This is a genomic window from Halobacterium sp. BOL4-2 (genome assembly GCF_016917835.2).
In the GTDB taxonomy this organism is placed as follows: Archaea; Halobacteriota; Halobacteria; order Halobacteriales; family Halobacteriaceae; genus Halobacterium; species Halobacterium salinarum.
The window spans coordinates 776,389-795,706 of the sequence record NZ_CP070332.2 but is presented as its reverse complement, the minus strand read 5'-3'; the positions used below and the strand labels follow the sequence as shown (position 1 = coordinate 795,706).

15 protein-coding genes are annotated in these 19,318 nt (G+C 62.9%); 8 read left to right on the top strand and 7 right to left on the bottom strand.

Translation table 11 applies throughout. The annotated features are described in order from the left end of the window. The first annotated feature begins 152 nt into the window (after nucleotides 1-152). From JRZ79_RS17335 to JRZ79_RS17310, 6 genes are all read left to right on the top strand, one after another. Nucleotides 153-1,787: a BCCT family transporter gene (locus JRZ79_RS17335; RefSeq protein WP_205252661.1), complete on the top strand. Its 1,635-nt coding sequence runs from the start codon at nucleotides 153-155 to the stop codon at nucleotides 1,785-1,787. Between the two features lie 56 nt (nucleotides 1,788-1,843). After that, the gene (locus tag JRZ79_RS17330; protein ID WP_136361384.1) at nucleotides 1,844-2,779 is read left to right on the top strand and encodes a 1,4-dihydroxy-2-naphthoate polyprenyltransferase; all 936 of its coding nucleotides are present in this window, start codon (nucleotides 1,844-1,846) and stop codon (nucleotides 2,777-2,779) included. Next, nucleotides 2,776-3,771 carry an enolase C-terminal domain-like protein gene (locus JRZ79_RS17325; RefSeq protein ID WP_205252660.1) on the top strand — a complete coding sequence of 332 codons (996 nt, stop codon included), beginning with the start codon at nucleotides 2,776-2,778 and terminating at the stop codon, nucleotides 3,769-3,771. The genes JRZ79_RS17330 and JRZ79_RS17325 overlap by 4 nt, the downstream gene beginning before the upstream one ends. Further along, nucleotides 3,764-5,245, top strand: a complete 1,482-nt coding sequence (locus tag JRZ79_RS17320; protein WP_010902770.1) for a class I adenylate-forming enzyme family protein — start codon at nucleotides 3,764-3,766, stop codon at nucleotides 5,243-5,245. Before JRZ79_RS17325 ends, JRZ79_RS17320 begins: the two co-directional genes overlap by 8 nt. 47 nt (nucleotides 5,246-5,292) lie before the next feature. Beyond that, nucleotides 5,293-5,649: a transcription factor gene (locus JRZ79_RS17315; RefSeq protein WP_010902769.1), complete on the top strand. Its 357-nt coding sequence runs from the start codon at nucleotides 5,293-5,295 to the stop codon at nucleotides 5,647-5,649. An 84-nt stretch (nucleotides 5,650-5,733) separates the two neighbouring features. Then, a complete protein-coding gene (locus JRZ79_RS17310) occupies nucleotides 5,734-6,945 on the top strand; it encodes an FAD-dependent oxidoreductase (protein ID WP_205252659.1) in 1,212 nt (403 codons plus the stop codon). Between the two features lie 20 nt (nucleotides 6,946-6,965). Here the strand turns inward: JRZ79_RS17310 and JRZ79_RS17305 are convergent, their stop codons facing one another. Together JRZ79_RS17305 and JRZ79_RS17300 are read right to left on the bottom strand one after the other, a co-directional pair. Further along, nucleotides 6,966-7,907: a DUF368 domain-containing protein gene (locus tag JRZ79_RS17305; protein ID WP_231546354.1), complete on the bottom strand. Its 942-nt coding sequence runs from the start codon at nucleotides 7,905-7,907 to the stop codon at nucleotides 6,966-6,968. A 2-nt stretch (nucleotides 7,908-7,909) separates the two neighbouring features. After that, nucleotides 7,910-11,173, bottom strand: a complete 3,264-nt coding sequence (locus JRZ79_RS17300) for an oligosaccharyl transferase, archaeosortase A system-associated (protein WP_205252658.1) — start codon at nucleotides 11,171-11,173, stop codon at nucleotides 7,910-7,912. Between the two features lie 108 nt (nucleotides 11,174-11,281). On the opposite strand from JRZ79_RS17300, the gene aglG reads away from it, so the two are divergent. Next, a complete protein-coding gene (aglG, locus tag JRZ79_RS17295) occupies nucleotides 11,282-12,220 on the top strand; it encodes a glucosyl-dolichyl phosphate glucuronosyltransferase (protein WP_205252657.1) in 939 nt (312 codons plus the stop codon). On the opposite strand, the gene JRZ79_RS17290 is transcribed toward aglG, so the two are convergent. Next, on the bottom strand, nucleotides 12,210-13,121 hold the full coding sequence (locus JRZ79_RS17290; RefSeq protein WP_205252656.1) for a glycosyltransferase: 912 nt from the start codon (nucleotides 13,119-13,121) through the stop codon (nucleotides 12,210-12,212). The genes aglG and JRZ79_RS17290 overlap by 11 nt on opposite strands. 193 nt (nucleotides 13,122-13,314) lie before the next feature. On the opposite strand from JRZ79_RS17290, the gene JRZ79_RS17285 reads away from it, so the two are divergent. Continuing rightward, nucleotides 13,315-14,247 (top strand): sulfatase-like hydrolase/transferase, encoded by a 933-nt coding sequence (locus JRZ79_RS17285; protein ID WP_205252655.1) that lies wholly within the window; start codon nucleotides 13,315-13,317, stop codon nucleotides 14,245-14,247. A 51-nt stretch (nucleotides 14,248-14,298) separates the two neighbouring features. Here the strand turns inward: JRZ79_RS17285 and JRZ79_RS17280 are convergent, their stop codons facing one another. From JRZ79_RS17280 to JRZ79_RS17265, 4 genes are all read right to left on the bottom strand, one after another. Then, a complete protein-coding gene (locus tag JRZ79_RS17280) occupies nucleotides 14,299-15,732 on the bottom strand; it encodes a hypothetical protein (RefSeq protein ID WP_205252654.1) in 1,434 nt (477 codons plus the stop codon). A gap of 72 nt (nucleotides 15,733-15,804) precedes the next feature. Next, the gene (locus JRZ79_RS17275; RefSeq protein ID WP_205252653.1) at nucleotides 15,805-16,827 is read right to left on the bottom strand and encodes an N-acetylneuraminate synthase family protein; all 1,023 of its coding nucleotides are present in this window, start codon (nucleotides 16,825-16,827) and stop codon (nucleotides 15,805-15,807) included. A 3-nt stretch (nucleotides 16,828-16,830) separates the two neighbouring features. After that, nucleotides 16,831-18,030, bottom strand: coding sequence for a UDP-N-acetylglucosamine 2-epimerase (neuC, locus tag JRZ79_RS17270; protein ID WP_205252652.1), 1,200 nt, complete (start codon nucleotides 18,028-18,030; stop codon nucleotides 16,831-16,833). A gap of 73 nt (nucleotides 18,031-18,103) precedes the next feature. Beyond that, complete coding sequence (locus tag JRZ79_RS17265) at nucleotides 18,104-18,805, bottom strand: acylneuraminate cytidylyltransferase family protein (protein ID WP_205252651.1); 702 nt, start codon at nucleotides 18,803-18,805, stop codon at nucleotides 18,104-18,106. Nucleotides 18,806-19,318 lie beyond the last annotated feature (513 nt).

The window sequence follows — 19,318 nt, the reverse complement described above, 5'->3', positions numbered from 1 at the left end:
CGTGTCGTTTTTCCGTGGGACGGTGTTTCGCCGCAGCCTGTAATGGGTGATCGCGCCAATGCAGCAGCGAGCCGCCAGGCTCGCCGCGCACGCGCTCCGCGTTGCTCGCACGGGACCGGTTCCAATGTCATCACGCGTCGCCAGTGGCGTCGATGAGTCGGCGCGTATGGTACCTCCTTGGCCTCGAAGACGCGACGTGGCCCGAGCGCGCGCTGTTCGCGGTGACGATGGCCGCGATGCTCGCGCTTGCGGTCGCCGGGTTCCGGCGGCCGACGCAGCTCAGCACCGTGTTGAACGGGGCCTTCGATTGGGTGTTGCGGTACTTCGGCTGGTGGTTCATCCTGCTTGGGTTCGTGTTGCTGGTGCTCGTGCTCGGGGTGACGTGGTCGCGGTACGGCCGCCTCCGGATCGGCGGCCCCGACGCCGAACCCGAGTTCGACACGTTCTCCTGGCTGTCGATGGTGTTCACCGTGGGGTTCGGCGCGTCCATCCTCATCTGGGGGGTTGGCGAACCGGTTTCGATCGTCCAGCAGCCGCCGCCGGAGCCGTGGCCGGTCGGCGGGGCGTCGGCGAAATCCCTGGCGCTCGCGTTCATGTTCGTTCACGAGGTGTTCCCCGGGCTGGCGATGTGGTATCTCCCCGTCGCCCTCGCGTTCGGGATCATCGTCTACACGCGCGGCGTCGGCGAGTACAAGGTGTCGACGATGCTGGCCGGCATCATGCCCGCGGGCGACCACCCCGTCGTGCTCTGGGCGGTCGACGTCGCGGCCATCATCGCCACCATCGGCGGCATTGCGACGACGCTGGGGTTCAGCTCACAGACCATGGCGGCCATCCTCGGGGGTGTGTTCGGCCTGCAGTCGGCCTGGTTGACCTACGGGATCTTCGCCGCGATCGGCGCCATTTTCCTGGTCGACGTGTGGCTGGGGCTGCGCTCGGGCATCCGGAACGCCGCCCGCGCGACCATGCTGCTCATCGGGGTTGCGATGGCGGTCCTCGTCGTCGTCGGGCCGACGCTGTTCACGTTCCAACTCGGCCTCGACGCCACCGGCGTCTGGCTGAACAACGTCGTTCGACTGATGCTGTACACCGACCCCACCGCGGCCGGCCACTGGGCGGCGAACTGGACGGGCTTCTGGTGGGCGTGGTGGGCGGCCTGGAGCATCTTCGTCGGGAGCTTCGTCGCGCGCGTCTCGAAAGGCCGCACCGTCCGCGAGATGTTCATCGTGCTCGTGGTCGCGCCCGGCGTCCTGAGCTGGGTGCAACACACCCTCATCGGCGGCTGGGTGTTGGCCCCCGACTACGTCGGCCCGGTCGGCAACGCGCTGTCCGCCAACGGCATCCCCGCGGCCATCGCCCGCGCCCTGTCGATCACGCCCTACGGGTCGGTGCTCGCGTTGCTGTTCGTGTTGGTGATCGCGGGCTACATCATCACCTCCCTGGATTCGGCGGTGTTCATGATCGCCGCCATCACGCTCGGCGACGAGGACCCAAATCCCCGCAACCGCGCCTGCTGGGGGCTGTTGCTCGCCGCGTTCGGCGTGATGAGCCTAGAGCTGTCCAGCTTCGAAGCCATCGAGGCGCTGTCGCCAGTGCTCGCGTTGCCGTTCACGCTGTTCCTGCTGGTGATCGTGTACGCCAGCTACGTCGCCGCCCGGGAGTACGCGCGTGACCGCGACGACGTTGCGGTCTCGCCCGGCGGGTTGTTGTCCTCCCGATCGTCGGCGTCGGACACCGACCCGGGAGCAGGGAGCGGCACGGACACCGCCCCCACCGGCGACGACTGACCGCCTGGCTGCCCCAATCGCCACCCCTTAGACGACCCTCCCCGTACTGAAGGGCGATGACACAGACGGCCGACGTTTCACGGCAGCGCGCGTGGCTGATGGCGGCCCGCCCGCACACGCTGCCGGCGGCCGCCGCCCCGGTGGTTGTCGGCACCGCGCTGGCGGTCCACACCGGCGTGCTTGCGGTGTGGCCCGCGGTGGCTGCGCTCGTCGGGGCGGCGCTCATTCAGATCGCCACGAACTTCGCCAACGACTACTACGACGCCGTTCGCGGCGCGGACACCGAGGACCGAGAGGGGTTCACCCGTGTAACCGCCGGCGGCCTGATCCAGCCGGCCCGCGTGAAGCAGGCGATGTACGTGACGTTCGCGGCAGCGATCCTCGACGGCGTCTACCTCGTCTTCGTCGGCGGGGTGCCGATCCTGGTGATCGGGCTGGCCAGCGTCGCGTCCGGCATCGCGTACACGGGCGGTCCGTACCCGCTCGGCTACCACGGGCTCGGGGACGCGTTCGTCTTCCTGTTTTTCGGCGTGATCGCGGTGACGGGCACCTACTACGTGCAGGCCGCCGCCCACCTCGCCGGGGCGTTCCCCGTGGCGATCCCGCCGGGAACGGTGCCCCTCGCGGCGGTCGTGGCCAGCCTCCCGGTGGCCGCCATCTCCACGAACATCATCGTCGTGAACAACATCCGTGACAAAGACGAGGACGAAACCACCGGCAAGCGCACGCTGGCGGTGCGGTTCGGATACCGGTTCTCCCGCCTGGAGTACGCCGGCCTGCTGGTGGTCGCGTACGCCGCGCCGCTGTGGTTTTACGCCACGGGGTACGGCGCGTCGGTGTTCCTGCCGCTGGTGACACTGCCCCTCGCGGTGTCGGTCACCAAGACCGTATTCGAGCGCACCGAGGGCGCGGCGTTGAACCCTGCGCTCTCCCGGACGGGACAGCTGCTGGCGGCGTACTCGGCGCTGTTCGCGGTGGGGGTGGCGGTGTGATTCGGGCGTTCTCGCTGGCGTTGGCGGAGCCGCTGGCGACCGCGAACGGAACCATCGGGGAGCGCACGGGGTTCCTGTTCGAGCGCGACGGCGGTGTCGGTGAAGCCACGCCGCTTGCGGGGTGGACGGAACCCCACGACGCGTGTGTGGCGGCGCTCCGGGCGGCCGACGACGCCGACAGCTGGGAGCGAGCGCTCGACGCGTGCACGGACGCGCCAGCCGCCCGCCACGCGGTTTCGCTCGCCCGCATGGACGCTGACGCGTGTGCCGCCGGACGGCCGCTTGCGAGCGCGCTCAGCGACGGGGCGGCGGCCGATTCGGTGCCCGTGAACGCGACTGTCGGCGACGGGACCGCGGCCGCCACGAGCGCCGCAGTGGCGGACGCCGCGGCCGACGGCTTCGACACGGTGAAAGTGAAAGTCGGCAGCCGGTCGGTTCGCGCCGACCTCGACCGGCTGCGCGCCGCCAGTGACGCCGCGCCCGCAGGGCTGTCACTGCGTGCCGACGCCAACGGCGCGTGGGACCTCGACGCGGCCCGCCAGGCCGCCGACGCCTGCGGGTCGCTGCCCATCGAGTACATCGAACAGCCCCTGGCACCCACGCGGCTGGACGCCACCCGGAGCATCGGCGGCGTCCCGATCGCGCTCGACGAAGCCCTGCACCAGCATCCGCTCGACGCCGCGCTGGCGGTGGCCGACTACGTGGTGCTCAAGCCGATGGTGCTCGGCGGCATCGACCGGGCGCGCGACGCCGCCCGGACCGCCCGACAGGCCGGCGTCGAGCCCGTCGTCTCGACCACCATCGACGGCGTCGTGGCGCGGACCGCGGCCGTCCATTTGGCCGCCAGCATCCCCGACGTGCCGGCGTGCGGGCTGGCAACCGCCGACCGGCTCGCGGACGCGCTGGCTCCGGATCCCGCGCCGGTCGCCGGCGGCCGCATCCAGGTGCCTGCCGACCCCGGACACGGCGTGGAGGTGACCGCCGATGCGTGACGAGGTCACACTGCAGGCGACCACCAACCCCGACCGGCCCGCGCTCGTGGACGCCGCGACCGACCGAACGTGGACGTACGATGCCCTCGACAGTGCCGTCGATGCGACCGCCGGCAGCCTGGCCGCGCTCGGCGTTACGCCCGGCGACCGGGTCGCCGTGTTGCTCGAAACCCGGCCGGCGTTCGCCACCCTCGTGTTCGCCGCCGCGCGCCTCGGAGCCGTCCTCGTGCCGCTGAACGCGCGCCTCTCGCAGCCGGAGCTCGCCACACAGGCCGACGCCGTCGCCCCCGTCGCCGTGATCTGCGGTCGCGACACGGCGACCGCCGCCGACCGCCTCGACGCGCCCGCCGTGCGCGTCGCCGACGACGCCACCGTGCGCCCGCTGTCCGGCACCGACCCGGACGCCGTCACCCCCGTCGACTCGGCGTGGGACGACACCCGGCTGCTGTTGTTCACCTCTGGCACCACCGGCGACCCCACGGCCGTCCGGCTGACGTACCGCAATCTCGCCGCCAGCGCCGCCGCGTCGGCGGCCCGCCTGGGCGTGCTCCCCGACGACCGCTGGCTGTGCCCGCTGTCGATGTACCACACCGGCGGCGTCTCGGTCGTCCTCCGGACGGCGCTCTACGGCACCACTGCGGTCCTGACCCGGACGCCCGGCTTCGACGCCGCCGCGGTCGGGGACGCCCTGGAGACCCACGACTGCACCGGTGTCTCGCTCGTCCCGCCGATGCTCGACCGGCTCGTTGAGGCCGACGCCGTCCCCGACTCGCTGCGGTTCGCACTGGTCGGTGGCGCGCCCACGCCGCCCGAGCTGGTCGAGCGTGCGTGTGCGGCCGGGGTTCCGGTCTGCCCGACGTACGGCGCGACCGAAACCGCCTCGCAGGCGGCGACCCTGCACGCCAGCGACGCCCCAGCCCACCCCGAGAGCGTCGGCCGCCCACTGCTCGGCACCACTGTCACCGTCGTCGAGCCGGACACCCACACGCCGGTGCCGGACGGACAGGCCGGGCTGCTCGCCGTGTCAGGGCCGACGGTCACGCCCGGCTATGCCGGCGAGGGGACCGCGCCGCGCTGCGAGCACGGGCTCCTCACGGGAGACCGCGGCTGGATCGACGCCGACGGCTTCCTGCACGTCGGCGGCCGGGCCAGCGACGAGATCATCACCGGCGGCGAGAACGTCCGTCCCGAAGCGGTCGCCGCGGTGCTCCGCGAACACCCCGCCATCGAGGCTGTCGCCGTCGTCGGTGTGCCGGACGACGCGTGGGGGGACCGCGTCGGCGCGCTCGTGGTGCCCGCCGACGACACCGCGGACGTCTCCGTCGCCTCACTGCGCGCGTTCTGTGACGGGCGGCTGGCGGGCTACAAACACCCCCGCGTGGTTGCGGCCGTCGACGCGCTCCCACGGACCGCGTCGGGCACCGTCGACCGGCAGGCTGCAGTCGCCGAACTCCGCGACGACGCCGCGCCGTAGACCCGTGAACGACCAAGTTTAAACCGGTCGCGGACGGTGTGACGTACATGAGCGCCGAAGCCACGGAGGCCGACCTCTCCGAGGACGAACGCCGCGGTCTCGAACTCGTCCACGAAGAACTCGGCATCCACCAAAGCGAATTCTGGAAGGCCCTGGACGTCTCCTCCCGGAAGGGCAGCCGGATCGCCTCCACCCTCGAAGAACACGGCCTCGTCGAACGCGAGGAAACCGTCTACGGCGGGAACACCACCTACTACATCACGCCGGTTGTCGACGAACGCAACCTGGAGTTCATGCTGCTGATGGCTGGGGACATGCTGTCGCCGTTCGTCGGCGAGGAGGAAGTCGACCCACAGGGCGACGCGTTCTCCCAGTGGATCATGAACCTCGCCTACGAGGAGTAACCCGGCTGGCCGGCGTCGACACCCCCCGACACGTAGCTCTCCGCCACGACAACCCCCAAGTGCTGGCGCGCCTAACGCCGGATCGTGACCCACCAGACAGACGTGCTCGTGGTCGGCGGCGGCGCAACCGGGGTCGGCGTCGCCCGCGACCTCGCGCTCCGCGGCGTCGACGTGACCCTCGTCGACCGCGGCGGCCTCGGGAGCGGCACCACCGGCCGCTCGCACGGTCTCCTGCACAGCGGTGCCCGGTACGCCGACTCGACGCCGGCCGACGCCCGCGAATGCATCCGGGAAAACGAAGTCCTCCGGGACATCGCCGGCGCGTGCATCCGGGAGACCGACGGCTTCTTCGTCCAGCACGCCCGCGACGACCCCGCCTACTTCGACACGAAAGTCGCGGCCTGCCGCGACGCCGACATCCCCGTGTCTGTCATCGACGGTGCCACTGCCAGAGCCCGCGAACCCGCTCTCACGCCCGCCGCCGAGCGCGTCGCGGTCGTTCCCGACGGCGTCGTCTTGCCGTCCCGTCTGGTCGCTGCGACCGCCGCGGACGCCCGCGCCCACGGCGCGACGATCCGCCTCCACGAGCCGATCACGGCGCTCACCACGGACGCCGGCCGCGTCACCGGCGCCAGAACCGCCGACGGGACGACGCTGTCGGCCACCCACGTGGTGAACGCGGCCGGCGCGTGGGCCGGCGACCTCGCCGCAACCGCCGGCGTCGACGTCGATATGCATCCCGCCAGCGGAGTCATGGTGACCGTCGAAACGCCGGAGACCGACACGGTGTTCAACCGCTGCCGGCCCGCCGCCGACGGCGACATCGTGGTGCCACACGGCTCCACCGCGGTCCTGGGCACCACCAGCGTCGACGTCGACGATGCCGACGAGTTCGCCACCCCCGACGCCGCCGTCGAGCGCGTCATCGACGAATGCAGCGCCCTGCTGCCGGCGGCCAGCGACGCCCCGATCCGGACCACCTACTGGGGCGTCCGCCCGCTGTACAGCCCAAGCGACTACGGCGACGACGCCCGCGCGATCTCCCGCGGGTTCTACGTGCTCGATCACGCCGACCGCGACGACACCGCCGGACTCACCACAGTCGTCGGCGGGAAGCTCACCACCCACCGGCTGATGGCGGAGGCGACCGCGGATCTCGTGGCCGACCGGCTCGGCGTCACTGAGCCCAGCCGGACCGCGAACGAATCGCTTCCCGGCCACGACGACCCCGAACGACTCGACGCGCTCGTCGATACGTTCGATGCCGCCAGTCCGGCCGACGCCGACGCGCGCTGACGCCGCGCGGAAACGGTCGCTCAGTAATCGAGGTCGTCGGTCGTCGCGTCCAACACCAGCACCGCAGCCGCGCCCACGACGCCGGCGGCCACCAGCGGCGCAACGCTCCCGACCGTCCACGCCGCCGTCGCGTCGGCGATCCTGACCGCCGGCGCCCGCAGCGCGCCCGCCATCAACGCAACCAGGAACGTCACCGTCGCCGCCCGGTACTCCGCCAGCGCCCACTGCACGGCGCGCGCGAACGTCAGAACGCCGGCGAGCGCCCCCAAACTGAACGCCGCGAGCGTCGCCACCGGCGCAACGGCGTCGCCCAAGGCCCCCGCAGCCACGGCGTCCACTGTGGCGCTGACTGCGCTCGTCATCGTCTCGTACTTCCCGAGGGTCAACAGGATGAGCGACCCCGAGACGCCCGGCAACACCATCGCACAGATCGCCACCGCGCCGGTGACGACCATCACCGCCAGCCCGTCGGGCAGCGTGCCCGCGGTCGCCTGCGCGCTCACCGCGAACGCGAGCGCGAACCCACCCAGCGCTGCGCCGATACGGCCCGGCGTGTCCACGGCCACCTCACCGATCAACACGACGACCGACGCCGCGATGAGCCCGAAGAAGAACGCGAACGTCAGGCCCGGATACTGGGTGTACGCCACGTCGACGACGTTGGCCACCGTCACCACTGCGGACACCACGCCAGCGCCCAACACGGCCAGAAACGGCACGTCCAACGTGCGCAGCGTCTCGGCGACCGTTGCCCGGCCGTCCCGACTGCCCAGCCGCGGCACGAGCGCCACCACTGTCGCTGCGTCAGCCACCGAGAGGCCGGCGAGCGCGCTCACCAGCCGCTCGTAGATCCCCACGATGAGCGCGATCGTGCCCCCGGAGACCCCGGGCACTGCGTCCGCAGCCCCCATCGCCGCGCCCTTCGCGTAGACGGCCAGCCACGCACGCAGTGTCGACGCCACGATCAGTGTCCGCGGTGGGTCAACTCAGCGCCAACACGCGCCGGCAGCGCGCCGGCCGTGCTGTTCGTCGTGTCGGCGTCCGTGCCGTCGCTGTCAGCCGACTCGCCGTCGGCTGTGGGCGTCGCCACTGATCCGTTCGTTGCAGTCTCGTTCCCGGCCGCCCCGCCAGTGGGGTCCAACGACACCGTCACGGGTGTCGCCCCGTCGGAGACGACCTGCGACTCGGAAACGCTGGCCGTGTCCGCGACCACTGCACTCGCGTTGCCCGCCTGGTCTCCCGCGGTGAACGTGTACGGTCCGGTCGCACGCACCGACACGTTCGTGTGGCCGTTGGCCGGCCCGAGCTCATCGTAGCCCGTCGTGGAGTACGGCAGCCTCATCGTGAACTCGCCGTCAGCGTCCGTGTCCGCGTACTGCGTGTACGTGAACGAGGGATGTGTCCCCTCGTTCGACTCCATCTGCGTGAGGTTCAGCTCCACGGACGCCTTCACCGTGGTGTTTGCCGGGCCGGTGCCCGTGACGGCCGCCCCGTCAACGCGCTCGAACAGCTTCACCGACGTCGGATAATACTCGGTGCTCAGCTCGCCGCCGAGATACCACAGGTTCGCGGGCGCGGTGTGGTTCGCGCTCACGCCGACCAACCGGTAATGCTCCAGCGCGGCCACGTCAGCCTCCGGCAGGCTGCCCGTGCCACCGATCTGCGCGGTCGAATCGTTGCGGACGTACGCCTTCGCGTCGGCCATCGAATCGAACTGCTTGGTGTTGTTCGTCGCCGCGTCGAAGGCCGCCGCCGTCCCCTGTCCGGTGTTGACGCTGCGGCGCCAGTCAGCCACGACCGGCTCGGCCTGCTTGGCCGACCCGTGGTAGCGGTACAGCCGCACCATCATCGACTCGTAGTACGCCTGCTTTTTGAGCAGCGGCGACTGCCGGAAGAACCGCGCGTTCGAGATCCGGTTCTCCTCCCAGTCGGCGTTGTACGCCTGCTGGTAGAAGTCACCCCGTGAGAGGTCCCGTGGCCCATCGTAGAAGACGACCGGCGCGCTGAACTTCGACTGCCCCGAACTGAGGTACGGCAGCGGCGGCATCACCATCTTCCAGTCGACCGCGACGTAGCGGTTCTTGGCGTCGTCCTCCTCGATGTCCGCGAGCACGGACTCGGACTGTTGCTCGTCGTCAGCCAACAGGAAGTTCGCCGCCGACGTTGCCCCCTGCTGGAACGGGTTCGCGTGCGGGATGGCGTGCCCCTGGACGGTCATCCAGTGGCCGTAGTCCCACCACGACAACACGCCGAACGACCCCGCCGGATAATCGAAGTCCTCGGTTTGACTGTACGTCCCGTTGTAATCAAGGGCGTCGGCGTTGTCGGCCCCGCCGTACGTCCCCTGCTTTGGCGTATGGGACTGATACCAGTCCATCGCGTCGTCCCACGCCACCACACCACCCGGACCTTGGCCTTGTCCTGCGGTGATCGCTGACTGCAAGGGCACCGGCTGGTTCTGGTTGTTCGAGAGCTTGATCGGTGACACCGGCCCCGACGCGGAGTCGTTGTTCGTGGCTTCGGCCACAGCCGGTGCCGCCACCGGCACCAACACGATCAACGCGACGATGACAACCGTCCCGACCTGGTACCAGGAAACGCCCTCGATCGCCGCCACCGGACGGTCGAGGTCGACCGCCGCAAGCACCGCCCGCAGGACGTACGCGTTCAACACGGCGACCGGCACCACCAGGTAGTAGTTGAACCGCACCTGTGTGAACGCCGCCGACGTGACGAACGCCCCCCACACCACCAACAGTAGCTTGTCGGCGTCGTACTGCCCGGTCGCCGCGATCGCCGCCAGCACGACCGCGGCGATGAGGAGCGCGGTGAGCTGCCCGCCAAGGCCGACCACACCGCCGATCGCCGCCGGCACCGCCGGCGACACGGCAACGATCGCCAGCACGGCGGTCGCCCCCGCCACCCCGACGATCCGCCGCACCGACCCGCTGGTCAGGTGGGGCTTCAACAGGATCGCGCCGGCACCCACGAGCGCCGAGAAGAACGCAGTCCCGTATTCGAGGAACACCACGCCGAACATCCCCAGGCCGTACTGGCCGGTGCGGAACAGGAACGGCTGCGCCTCCCCGATCGTGCGCGTGTCCGCGGTCGAACTCAGCCCGATGTAGTTCAGGAGGTTCGACTGCAGCGACGACCAGAACCCCGGCGCAACCAGGGCGAGCGCACCGACGACGACCACGAGCGTGCCCGCGACCGTGGCGACGTACGCCGCCGGGCTGAGCGACCGCTCATCGAACACCCGTGCGAGCCACGCAAGCACCACACAGCCGACCGCGACGCCCAGCGCGAACACCGGCTGGAGGAACGAGAACCCCGACACGCCGAACCCGCTCTCGCCCAGCGGTGCGAACATCAACAGCGCCGTTGTCGTCATGCTCACTGCGCCGACCACTGCGACGTGATCGGGGCTCGTTCCAGTGACGTAATCGCCGACGAGCTTCACCAGGAAGAACGCGCCGAAGATCCCGACCAACAGCACGCCCGGCGGCCACACCCACATGTACACCGCGGTCGCCACACCGGCCAGCACGCTCCACCCAACCACGTCACGGAGGCCCGTGGCGTCCCACGCGCGGAACTGCTCGAACACCGGTTTCTCGCGCTCGGCGACCGACAGCGCGACCATCAGCCCAACCACCGCGAGGGTCATGAACAGCGGCTCCGCGCCGTTGTGGTCGGCGGCCCCGGCGAGCGTCCGCTGCAGGAAATACCCCGGCAGCAGACCCAGAATGACCGCTCCAAAGAGGCCGCCGAGCCGGCCGGCAATCCGCCGCCCCATCACGTACGTCGGCACCACCAGCAGTGCCCCGAACACCGGCGGCGCGAGCAGCAGCGTCATCGCGATGGTGTGCTCCGACGGCGACCCCATCCCGACCACCAGCGCGACGGCCGCGAGGATCTGGTCGAACAGCGTCCCGAACTGTCCGGCAAGCGTGCCGTGCGGGAAGTTCGTCCACGGGTCGAACGGCATCGTCTCCGGGAAATGATGGACAGTGTACGTCACCTGCCGCAGATGATAGTAGGCGTCGTTTCCGGAGAGATACACTTCCCCGTTCTGTAAGAAGTTGTCCCACGACTGCACGCGCACCCAGAACATGAACGCGAGCACCGCACCCAGCACGGGTACGTGGTACCAGTCTTTGAGCGCGCCGAGGGCCCGGGACGGCAACCCCGAGGACAGCCCTGACGCGTCAGTCGTCTCGCTCATTGTGGAAACGGACAAAAAGAACGCGAATAAGCCTTGTGAACTCGCGGCCGGTCGGACCGGATGCCCCAAAGCACAATCCTTATTCAAGCACCGGTCACATTCCCGATGATGAAGGTTTCAGTCGTCGTCTGCACGTACTCGATGGACCGCTACGGTCCGTTCGCCGACGCCGTCGAGAGCGTGCTCGCCCAGACCCACGACGACCTCGAAGTCGTTCTCGTCGTCGACGGCAACGACGACGTCTTCGAGCGTGTCCGCGCGGACTTCGGTGACGAGGAGCACGTCGTCCTCCACTGTAACGACGAAAATCAGGGCATCTCGTACAGCCGCACGAAGGGTGCCAAAATCGCGAGCGGCGACATCGTCGCGTTCATCGACGACGACGCGACCGCCGAAGACGACTGGATCGAACAGCTCCTCGGTGTCTACGCGGAGACCGACGCCATCGCCGTCGGCGGCGATGTCGTCCCTGACTGGCAGACCCAGAAACCCGACTTCTTCCCCGCCGAGTTCTACTGGCTGGTCGGCTGCGTCGAACCCGGGTTCGCCGACGACGGCGAGGAAGTCCGGAACACGTACGGGTCGAACATCTCCTACCGGCGCGACCAGTTCCTCGACGTCGGCGGCTACGACCCCAACACGGGCCGGAAAGGCGACAAACACCTCCAGGCCCACGAAGCCCCCGTCGGGATTCGGCTGCGCGAGGAGTACGGCCGCGGAATGGTGTTCACGCGGGACGCACGGGTCCACCACAAGCTGTTCGACTACCGCGGCGAGTTCGGATGGCTCGTTTTCCGGTCGTTCTGGCAGGGGTACTCCAAGCGCGTCATGGACCTGCTGTACCCCGACGCTGAGGACAACAAGAGCAGCTATCTGACCCAGCTGCTGACGCGTTTCGTCCCGACGCGCGCCCGAAACCTGGTCCAGTCACCGTCGGTGCAGCGCCTCCAACAGCTCGTGGCGATTTTCGTGTTCACCGCAGCGGTCGGCCTCGGATACGTGTACGCGATCGCGACGCCGAACCTCGTGGCGCACGCTAACTCGTAGGCGCGGGGATGCCGTCGTTTTCCTCGCCGACGACGAACTCGTAGTAGTATCCCACGCCGCGACAGGCGAGCATCGCGATCGAGAGGAGCGTGAACGCAAGCCGAGTCAGGCTGGCATCCGGTTCGTCCCCGTCGTCGCCGCCACTCGGACCGCTCGGTGTTGGGGGGATGCCTGGTTTGCCGTAGCGCTCCGGATAGTACCGTTGTTTTTGACAGAATCCACGCCCCACGCGGAAGTTCTTCTTCGCGAGAGATTCGAGGGACGTCCTGGCCGGATGGTAGACGGTCGCGTTCTCGGCGTAGCCCTGTTCGTAGCCGGCGTCGTGGACGCGATCGCCGAACTCCCGATCGCCACCGGAGATGAGCCGGGCGTCGAAGGGACCGACATCCTCGAACACCTTACGACGGACAAGCAGTGCACACGTCGGCGCATAGTTCTGTTCCTCGAGATACTGCTCGACCGGGAACCCGGTGCGAGCGTTGTACCTGCCGACGAGGGTGTCTTCAGGAAGAGTGATTTCGACGTTACAACCAAGATAGTCTATGTCTCTCGTCTGCATCTCAACTAGTGCTTTCTCCAACCAGTCGTCACCAACTGTCTCGTCGGAATCAAGAAACGCGACCACAGTGTGGTCTTCATTGGTTTCTTTTATTCCCTTATTACGTGCAGCATATGAGCTTTGAATCTCGACTTCTCTCGATAGTACAACACTATTGGCAGGCTTGTGATTCCGTACCACCTCTTTAGTGTTGTCCGTTGAGGCGTTGTCGACAACTCTTACTTCTGTGAGAGTTGGCGTGTTGTGTTTGGTGATCGATTGGAGAGTTTGCTTAATCCCGTCTGGATCGTTGTATACTGGGATGACGATAGAAACATCTAGACTCTGAGCGTGATCTTCCATGGTTATGCCATCATTTTAGACACCACTGAGGCACTTATCGTCGTCCATGTTTCACGCCCGTGACGTCGCTAGTTAGATTAACTAGATTAGAGTTGATAAACATTTCTCTACAACTATCTGAGGATACATCGCTTACAAAAGATCAGGAAGCAAGTACGAAATGTTATATTTTACCATGCACTGTTACGTCCTAATGGGACTTGCGAACTGGATACGGAACACCTATCGAGACATGAGGCACAGAGATACAAGAGAGGCGACCCGGGACGCTACTCGAGAGTTATGGTATGGGGTATTAAGACGACTAAACCCCGTCTTCCCCTCTGGAACAGCCGTTTGGGAAAGAGACTGGGACATCCTGGTAGTCGCGGATGCATGTAGAGTTGATCTGCTGCAATCGACTGAAAAGTTCGACGGTGTCCCGCACATTCGGAGTGTCGGATCCAAGTCCCCAGAATGGATGGCCAACACGTTTACTCCTGAGTACTCCGACGAGATGCGACGCACCGCGTACATAACTGGGAACCCATACTCCAAACGATACCGCGATTCTAAATTCGGACTCTTAGACGAGTTATGGAGAAGTCATTGGCAGGAGGCGAAGATATCCACGATGCCTCCTCGCCCGTTGACTGACAGGGTGATAGGAGTTTGGCAAAACAAAGACGAGTATCACATAGACCAAATTGTAGTCCACTACATGCAGCCTCATGCACCGTTCTTTGATCATGCTGAGCTCTACGATGGTTACGATCAGGGTTTCGGAGATGGCGGTACTCCGGACCAGTCCAAGGACGTATGGGATCAGATCAGATACGGGGACGCTAGTCGGAAAGAAATCTGGACCGCATACAGACACAACTTAGAGGTACTGCTTGAGGAGGTTGATTTACTGAAGCGCTCCTGTGACGCAGACATTGTCCTAACATCAGATCACGGGAACGGATTAGGTGAATCTGGAGTGTATGGCCACCCTCGCGGGATCCCTACCGGCGAAGTCCGCAACGTTCCGTGGGTTAGGATTGATGGAAAAGGGAATAGTGATTACACTCCGAAAGAAGACTTTGCTGAGCGTAGTCATAGTGCTAACGCGAGGGATAGGCTCTCTGCCCTGGGTTACAAATAGCCCCAATCTGTTGGTGAAGATCGTCGTGGTCGGTCATGTATTTGCGACTGATCACTCACTATCTCGCTCTTGATTTAGAATGGAGCGTAGTTTTTGCTTGACGTTGTTAGTTGAGTCACTCTTGAAGAATCGGCTTGGGTTATACTCTGCAGTTGCTCCTTCTTTTAATTCGACATAGAATGATTCTGGAGAAGAAACAGAAGTAACAACTCCCTCATTAATCAAATCTTCAATATTATGGACGCCTCCAGTATTGACTACGTACGTGTCAAGTTCAAAGTAGAGTCCCTCGTAAACTGCCGTTGAGTAAACTCCCACTTGGATGTCTGCTTTCGCGAATAGCTCATAAAGGGAGTCGGATTCAGGCCCACGGACTTCGATTGGCGAGTTGATCAGCCACGGATACTTCGTTTCCCAGGTGGAGTACTCATCCGGGTGTAGTTTATAAATAATCGAATACTCGTCTCCTACTAGCTCGGATGTCTCTGCTGCAAATTTTGATAATTTTGCGCCGATAGTTTCTTGTGAAATAAACAGTATCTGCGGACCAATGTCTGATATAATATCTTCTTGGTCCTGGACTTTATCCGCTTCTCTCTCCAAATATGGATACCCAACGTCGTAGACGTTTTCAGAGTCCAATGGTAGATCAAACCGATTACGCCAGAACGGGCCAAAAGTAAAAAAATAGTCCGGGAACGCCACTTTTTGTCTGTTGTTCGGCAACGAATATCCAAAGTGATACTTAGAGATTGAGCCGTGCTGTAGCTCTACAACAGGAACGCCTCGCCTCTGACACGCTTCAATAAACGATTCTTTTCCATAGCTGACTACCAGAACAGCCACCTCTGGGTCTACTCGCCGCAAAAGGGCGTCGTAGAGCGGCAGGAGCGCTTGTCGCTCAGCAAGCTCATCCCGAACTGTCCCAACGAGATCAACTGCAACACCGAACTGCTCTTTGAACTCTTGCTCAGCGTTTTTCAAATAATCCACTTCTGTCTCCGGGATGGAGTAGCGGGATACCATCTTGTACAGAGTACCCAGGTACTCAATGAAGTCAGTGTACCGAAGAAGAGAGGTAGACGGCGGAGTATAATGGTTCAACTTGTGGTCATACTCCACTGAGACTGCATCAAGATTGCTGCCTTCCAACACTGGATCTGTATACAAATCAAACCATGTGCCGTCATCTCGCTGCTTTCTCCGGGGATGTGCATAAAAGAGAAAGTCGTGGTCGCCAGTAAGGTATGGGTTCTTCACGAGTACATTACGGAAAAGCAGGTAAAGGCCCCGAAATCGATCTTTCCAAGAGCTTCCCAGCTCTGGGCCGGCCTCCTCAAAAATGCCCAGTGAAAGACAAACGTTGTCGTAAATGTCGTTTCGGACACGCTCCCAGTATTGGACACCCGCGACTGTTCGATCAAATAAGCCGAACTTTGACTCGATGTCGTTGAATGTTTCGTGGACCTCTGGAACCGTACGCATTATATCATTTAACTAGGTGTTTGGGACGCGTTGTCTGTCTGTGACGTAACCTCTCTTTCATTTTCTGAGTGTTCACTCGTCTGCTAGATCGTCCTCCTTGAGGACAGCTCCGGAAGGGAGGTTCGCATTTACAACTCGTCCAACGACCTCGTAAAATCGGTCTGCGCTTACACCAGTACCCGGACGTTTCGTAGTCAGGTCATTTTCCGTAAGCTTCTGCCCATTCTCGACATCGTGCTTTAGCACCACACTATGCCGGGCCCATGCCTGGACATCCGTTTCCTCCTCAGTGATGAACTTCTCGTGGCCTCGTGTGCTGTCAATGAGCTCGGCGTAGTTCCCTAGGGTCTCTAGTTGCTCGGGATCGATAGAAACTTCTTGGTCTGGACCTGGGAGCCGCCGATCAATAGTGAAGTGCTTCTCGACGAAATCTGCACCCCTCGCCATCGCAATCACGGAAGCTTCCACACCTTTTGAATGGTCGGAGAAACCAACCGGTACGTTGTATCTCGACTTCATCTCCCGAATAGTGTCTATCTGGAAGTCTTCCGGGTCGGTAGGGTACTCCGAGACACAGTAGAGCAACGAGAACTCAGCACCTCGCTCTCGAAGGAAATCCACGGTATCACTGATGGTCTCGTAGTCGCTCATTCCCGTAGAGACCAACAGTGGCACGCCTACCTCTGCTGCTCGACCGAGCAGATGGTAATTCGTCAGCTCTCCAGACCCGATCTTGATCGCGGAGACGTCAAGCTCTTCCAGCCAGTCAACTGCTTCCACGGAAAATGGGGTTGACAAATACTCGACTCCAGTGCGCTTACAGTGGGACTGTAACGCTCGGTGCTCACCCCTCGAAAACGAACTACCCGAGACGTCCTCGTAGACTTCACCAGCACCGATTTTCTCCATCTCCTCTGCAACCATCTCTTTCCCGGGGAGGTGTGTTTGGAATTTCACCGCGTCCGCGCCGGCGTTTGCAGCCACCTCGATAAAACGCTTCGCCAGTTCGAGATCATCGCCTGCGTTGATTCCGACCTCAGCTATTACGAACGGTGCTTCGTCGGTACCGATTTGGATTCCGTTCATGCCTAGCATGGGCTACCTCGCCGAGCTATCTTTTACTTCCGGTTGTATCCCGATCTGCTCGGGACTCATCGGATCTTTTCGTTCAAATGTGATCGAAGATAGAACATCAATTATCTTGCTGGACGCTTCTCCGGATCCGTAAATGAAGCTGGAGTCGTACTCACCGTGTTCAATCTGGGATCTGAGCGCTTCTTTGATTGCCAACATTTCACACTCAACGTCCACAACGTTCGGCCCGCGCTCTCTATTCGATTGGCGACTTCCCACGTTTACAACAGGGGTTCCGAAGTACGAACATTCTCTTATTCCAACACTTGAATTTCCGACGACACAAGCCGCGTTACTGACAAGTGTTAGGTAGTCTTCGGGTTCGAGGTTGATGAAGAACCGTACACCATCTGGAGACTCCGCCTCTCGGTACTCTCGTATGGCCTTAGAAACCTGATCTGTCCCGGCGTCCATATTTGGCCAGAACCAAAATACATTTACATCGGATTTATCCACCGCGTTAACCAGTGATCTCGTTTTTTCGTAATTACTCTGGTACTTGGTTGGTATCGGATGGTACTGTACAACGATATATGGCTCATCTACGTTAACTCGATCGCCGACTCCTCCATATTCTTCTTGGGGATCGTAGTTGTCCGCACGATTTTGTTCGATCTCTGCAGCAATGTCAATTGAGGGGCACCCGGTTCGATAAATCGTATCTGGGTGTTCACCGAGACTTCGTACGATTTTCTCGCTCCGTTCGGTCGATACGAAGTGGTAATCCGACATTTTTGTCGTTGCATGCCGGACTTTGTCGTCGACTGAACCAGTAATCTCGCCGCCCTCAAAGTGACAGACAGGAACGTTCTGGTATGACGCTGCTAAGGTCGCTGCCATCGTCTCGAATCGGTCCCCAGTTAGTATCAACGCGTCAGCATCAGATCTGTTGATAACGCTCGAATATTCTATTAATTCAAGACCTGTTGTTTTCGCTTGAGCAACGGGAGAGCCACCGTCAAGCAGATTGGTCAATTCGTGGTCGATATCTACCCCGTCGCCCTCAAGAACCGGTCTAAGATCTCCGTAGTCGTGTACGGTTGCTCCGCCAGATAACACAACTTCCAAACTGAACTCAGGCGACCTTTGAAGTCCCAATAGTACGGTTTTGATTCGGGCGTACTGCGCCCTTGTAGTCAGAAAGGTGACTAGCTTTTTCCCCATGTGTTGCTGATTTGCGCTTGTACTCATATACTTATTGTTGGTCATGGTGATCCCCTCCAAACTGCAGGCGATTTCAATGCGTGACGAACGCGTCCACCAGCTCTAGTTCCCACTCTTCGTCGATTTGCAGCGACCGTCTCGGTGGCATTTTGAATGCCTCTGTTTTGCTGCTGTAGAACGTCTTATTCTCCCGCCAGGAGTCCACTGAGGACACAAATATTGCGCCGTTCGGATATAGTAGATCGTTGATATCTTGCTCACGTACGTACGAGTCGGAGAACAGCAGCGTTGGATCATATCGCTCTTCAAGATATCCTGCTCCGTTTCTTTGAACGGCATACTGGGGCGGCTCTGTAAACTCACTAACGCTTAGTAGGGTATGCGCATCCGACTGGTGGAATTTACGCATTGATTGATCAATGTCAGTTGCTGACCTCAGTGGCGATGTTGGCTGCAGTAGACAAATCGAGTCGAACTCTTCGCCATGGTCTTCGAGTTGGTCGAGTGCATGCGTGACTACTGACGCGCTTGATGCGGTATCTGTTGCAAACTCTGTGGGGCGGATGAACGGAGTGTCACCACCATACTCTCGAGCTACCCTTGCTATCTCTTCGTCATCAGTAGACACGACAGTCCGTGATATGGTCTCGGACTTCTGGGCTTGTTCAATAGTGTGGGCAATGAGTGGTTTCCCTCCTACGTCGCGGATATTCTTTCGCTCTACTCGACTTGACCCTCCTCTTGCGGGAACCAATCCCAGAATATCAGCCTCCATCTTACTAAGATAGAGTACACCCCGCAATATTATTTCGGGGTTATAACCGATCTTGCGCTTAACCTACTGTGGTCTCATTTGTCGTATTACGCGGCTTGTTAATGTTCTACCCGAGCGCATCAACACGTTACACGCGAACGACAGAAGATACACCTTCGTCTAGCCGATTTCTCGCCTCCAATTGTGGGGCTTCGGAGCCGAGTTCAAGAGCTCGATTGGCGTCACTGAGCGCGGAAACGCCGACTACGGGTGCCCGACCCGACTTTGCTCACGTTTGCAGCACCTCCTGTGTGGGTTCGACATCCGTGAGCGCGGAAATCACGGGCGTTTTGAGTTATCAATGCAAGCATATCGTGATTGAGTTCGCCACCGAAGATCCCTGATCGGTGCATGACTATACGTCCTCTGCCGGAGCCGGCGACGGGTTCGACCCTATTCACCACACCGCGGCCCGCCGCCGTGACGTGCTCCATGAGTGGCCGGCCAGCCACTGGGACTAACGGCTTCGCCCGG

Bases quoted from the DNA above. Each gene is read 5' to 3' on its own strand.
- JRZ79_RS17300 (WP_205252658.1), bottom strand. From the start codon at position 11,173: ATGAGCGAGACGACTGACGCGTCAGGGCTGTCCTCGGGGTTGCCGTCC.
- JRZ79_RS17335 (WP_205252661.1), top strand. From the start codon at position 153: ATGAGTCGGCGCGTATGGTACCTCCTTGGCCTCGAAGACGCGACGTGG.
- JRZ79_RS17285 (WP_205252655.1), top strand. From the start codon at position 13,315: ATGGGACTTGCGAACTGGATACGGAACACCTATCGAGACATGAGGCAC.
- JRZ79_RS17320 (WP_010902770.1), top strand. From the start codon at position 3,764: ATGCGTGACGAGGTCACACTGCAGGCGACCACCAACCCCGACCGGCCC.
- neuC (WP_205252652.1), bottom strand. From the start codon at position 18,030: ATGGGGAAAAAGCTAGTCACCTTTCTGACTACAAGGGCGCAGTACGCC.
- JRZ79_RS17280 (WP_205252654.1), bottom strand. From the start codon at position 15,732: ATGCGTACGGTTCCAGAGGTCCACGAAACATTCAACGACATCGAGTCA.
- JRZ79_RS17330 (WP_136361384.1), top strand. From the start codon at position 1,844: ATGACACAGACGGCCGACGTTTCACGGCAGCGCGCGTGGCTGATGGCG.
- JRZ79_RS17275 (WP_205252653.1), bottom strand. From the start codon at position 16,827: ATGCTAGGCATGAACGGAATCCAAATCGGTACCGACGAAGCACCGTTC.
- JRZ79_RS17290 (WP_205252656.1), bottom strand. From the start codon at position 13,121: ATGGAAGATCACGCTCAGAGTCTAGATGTTTCTATCGTCATCCCAGTA.
- JRZ79_RS17315 (WP_010902769.1), top strand. From the start codon at position 5,293: ATGAGCGCCGAAGCCACGGAGGCCGACCTCTCCGAGGACGAACGCCGC.
- JRZ79_RS17265 (WP_205252651.1), bottom strand. From the start codon at position 18,805: ATGGAGGCTGATATTCTGGGATTGGTTCCCGCAAGAGGAGGGTCAAGT.
- aglG (WP_205252657.1), top strand. From the start codon at position 11,282: ATGAAGGTTTCAGTCGTCGTCTGCACGTACTCGATGGACCGCTACGGT.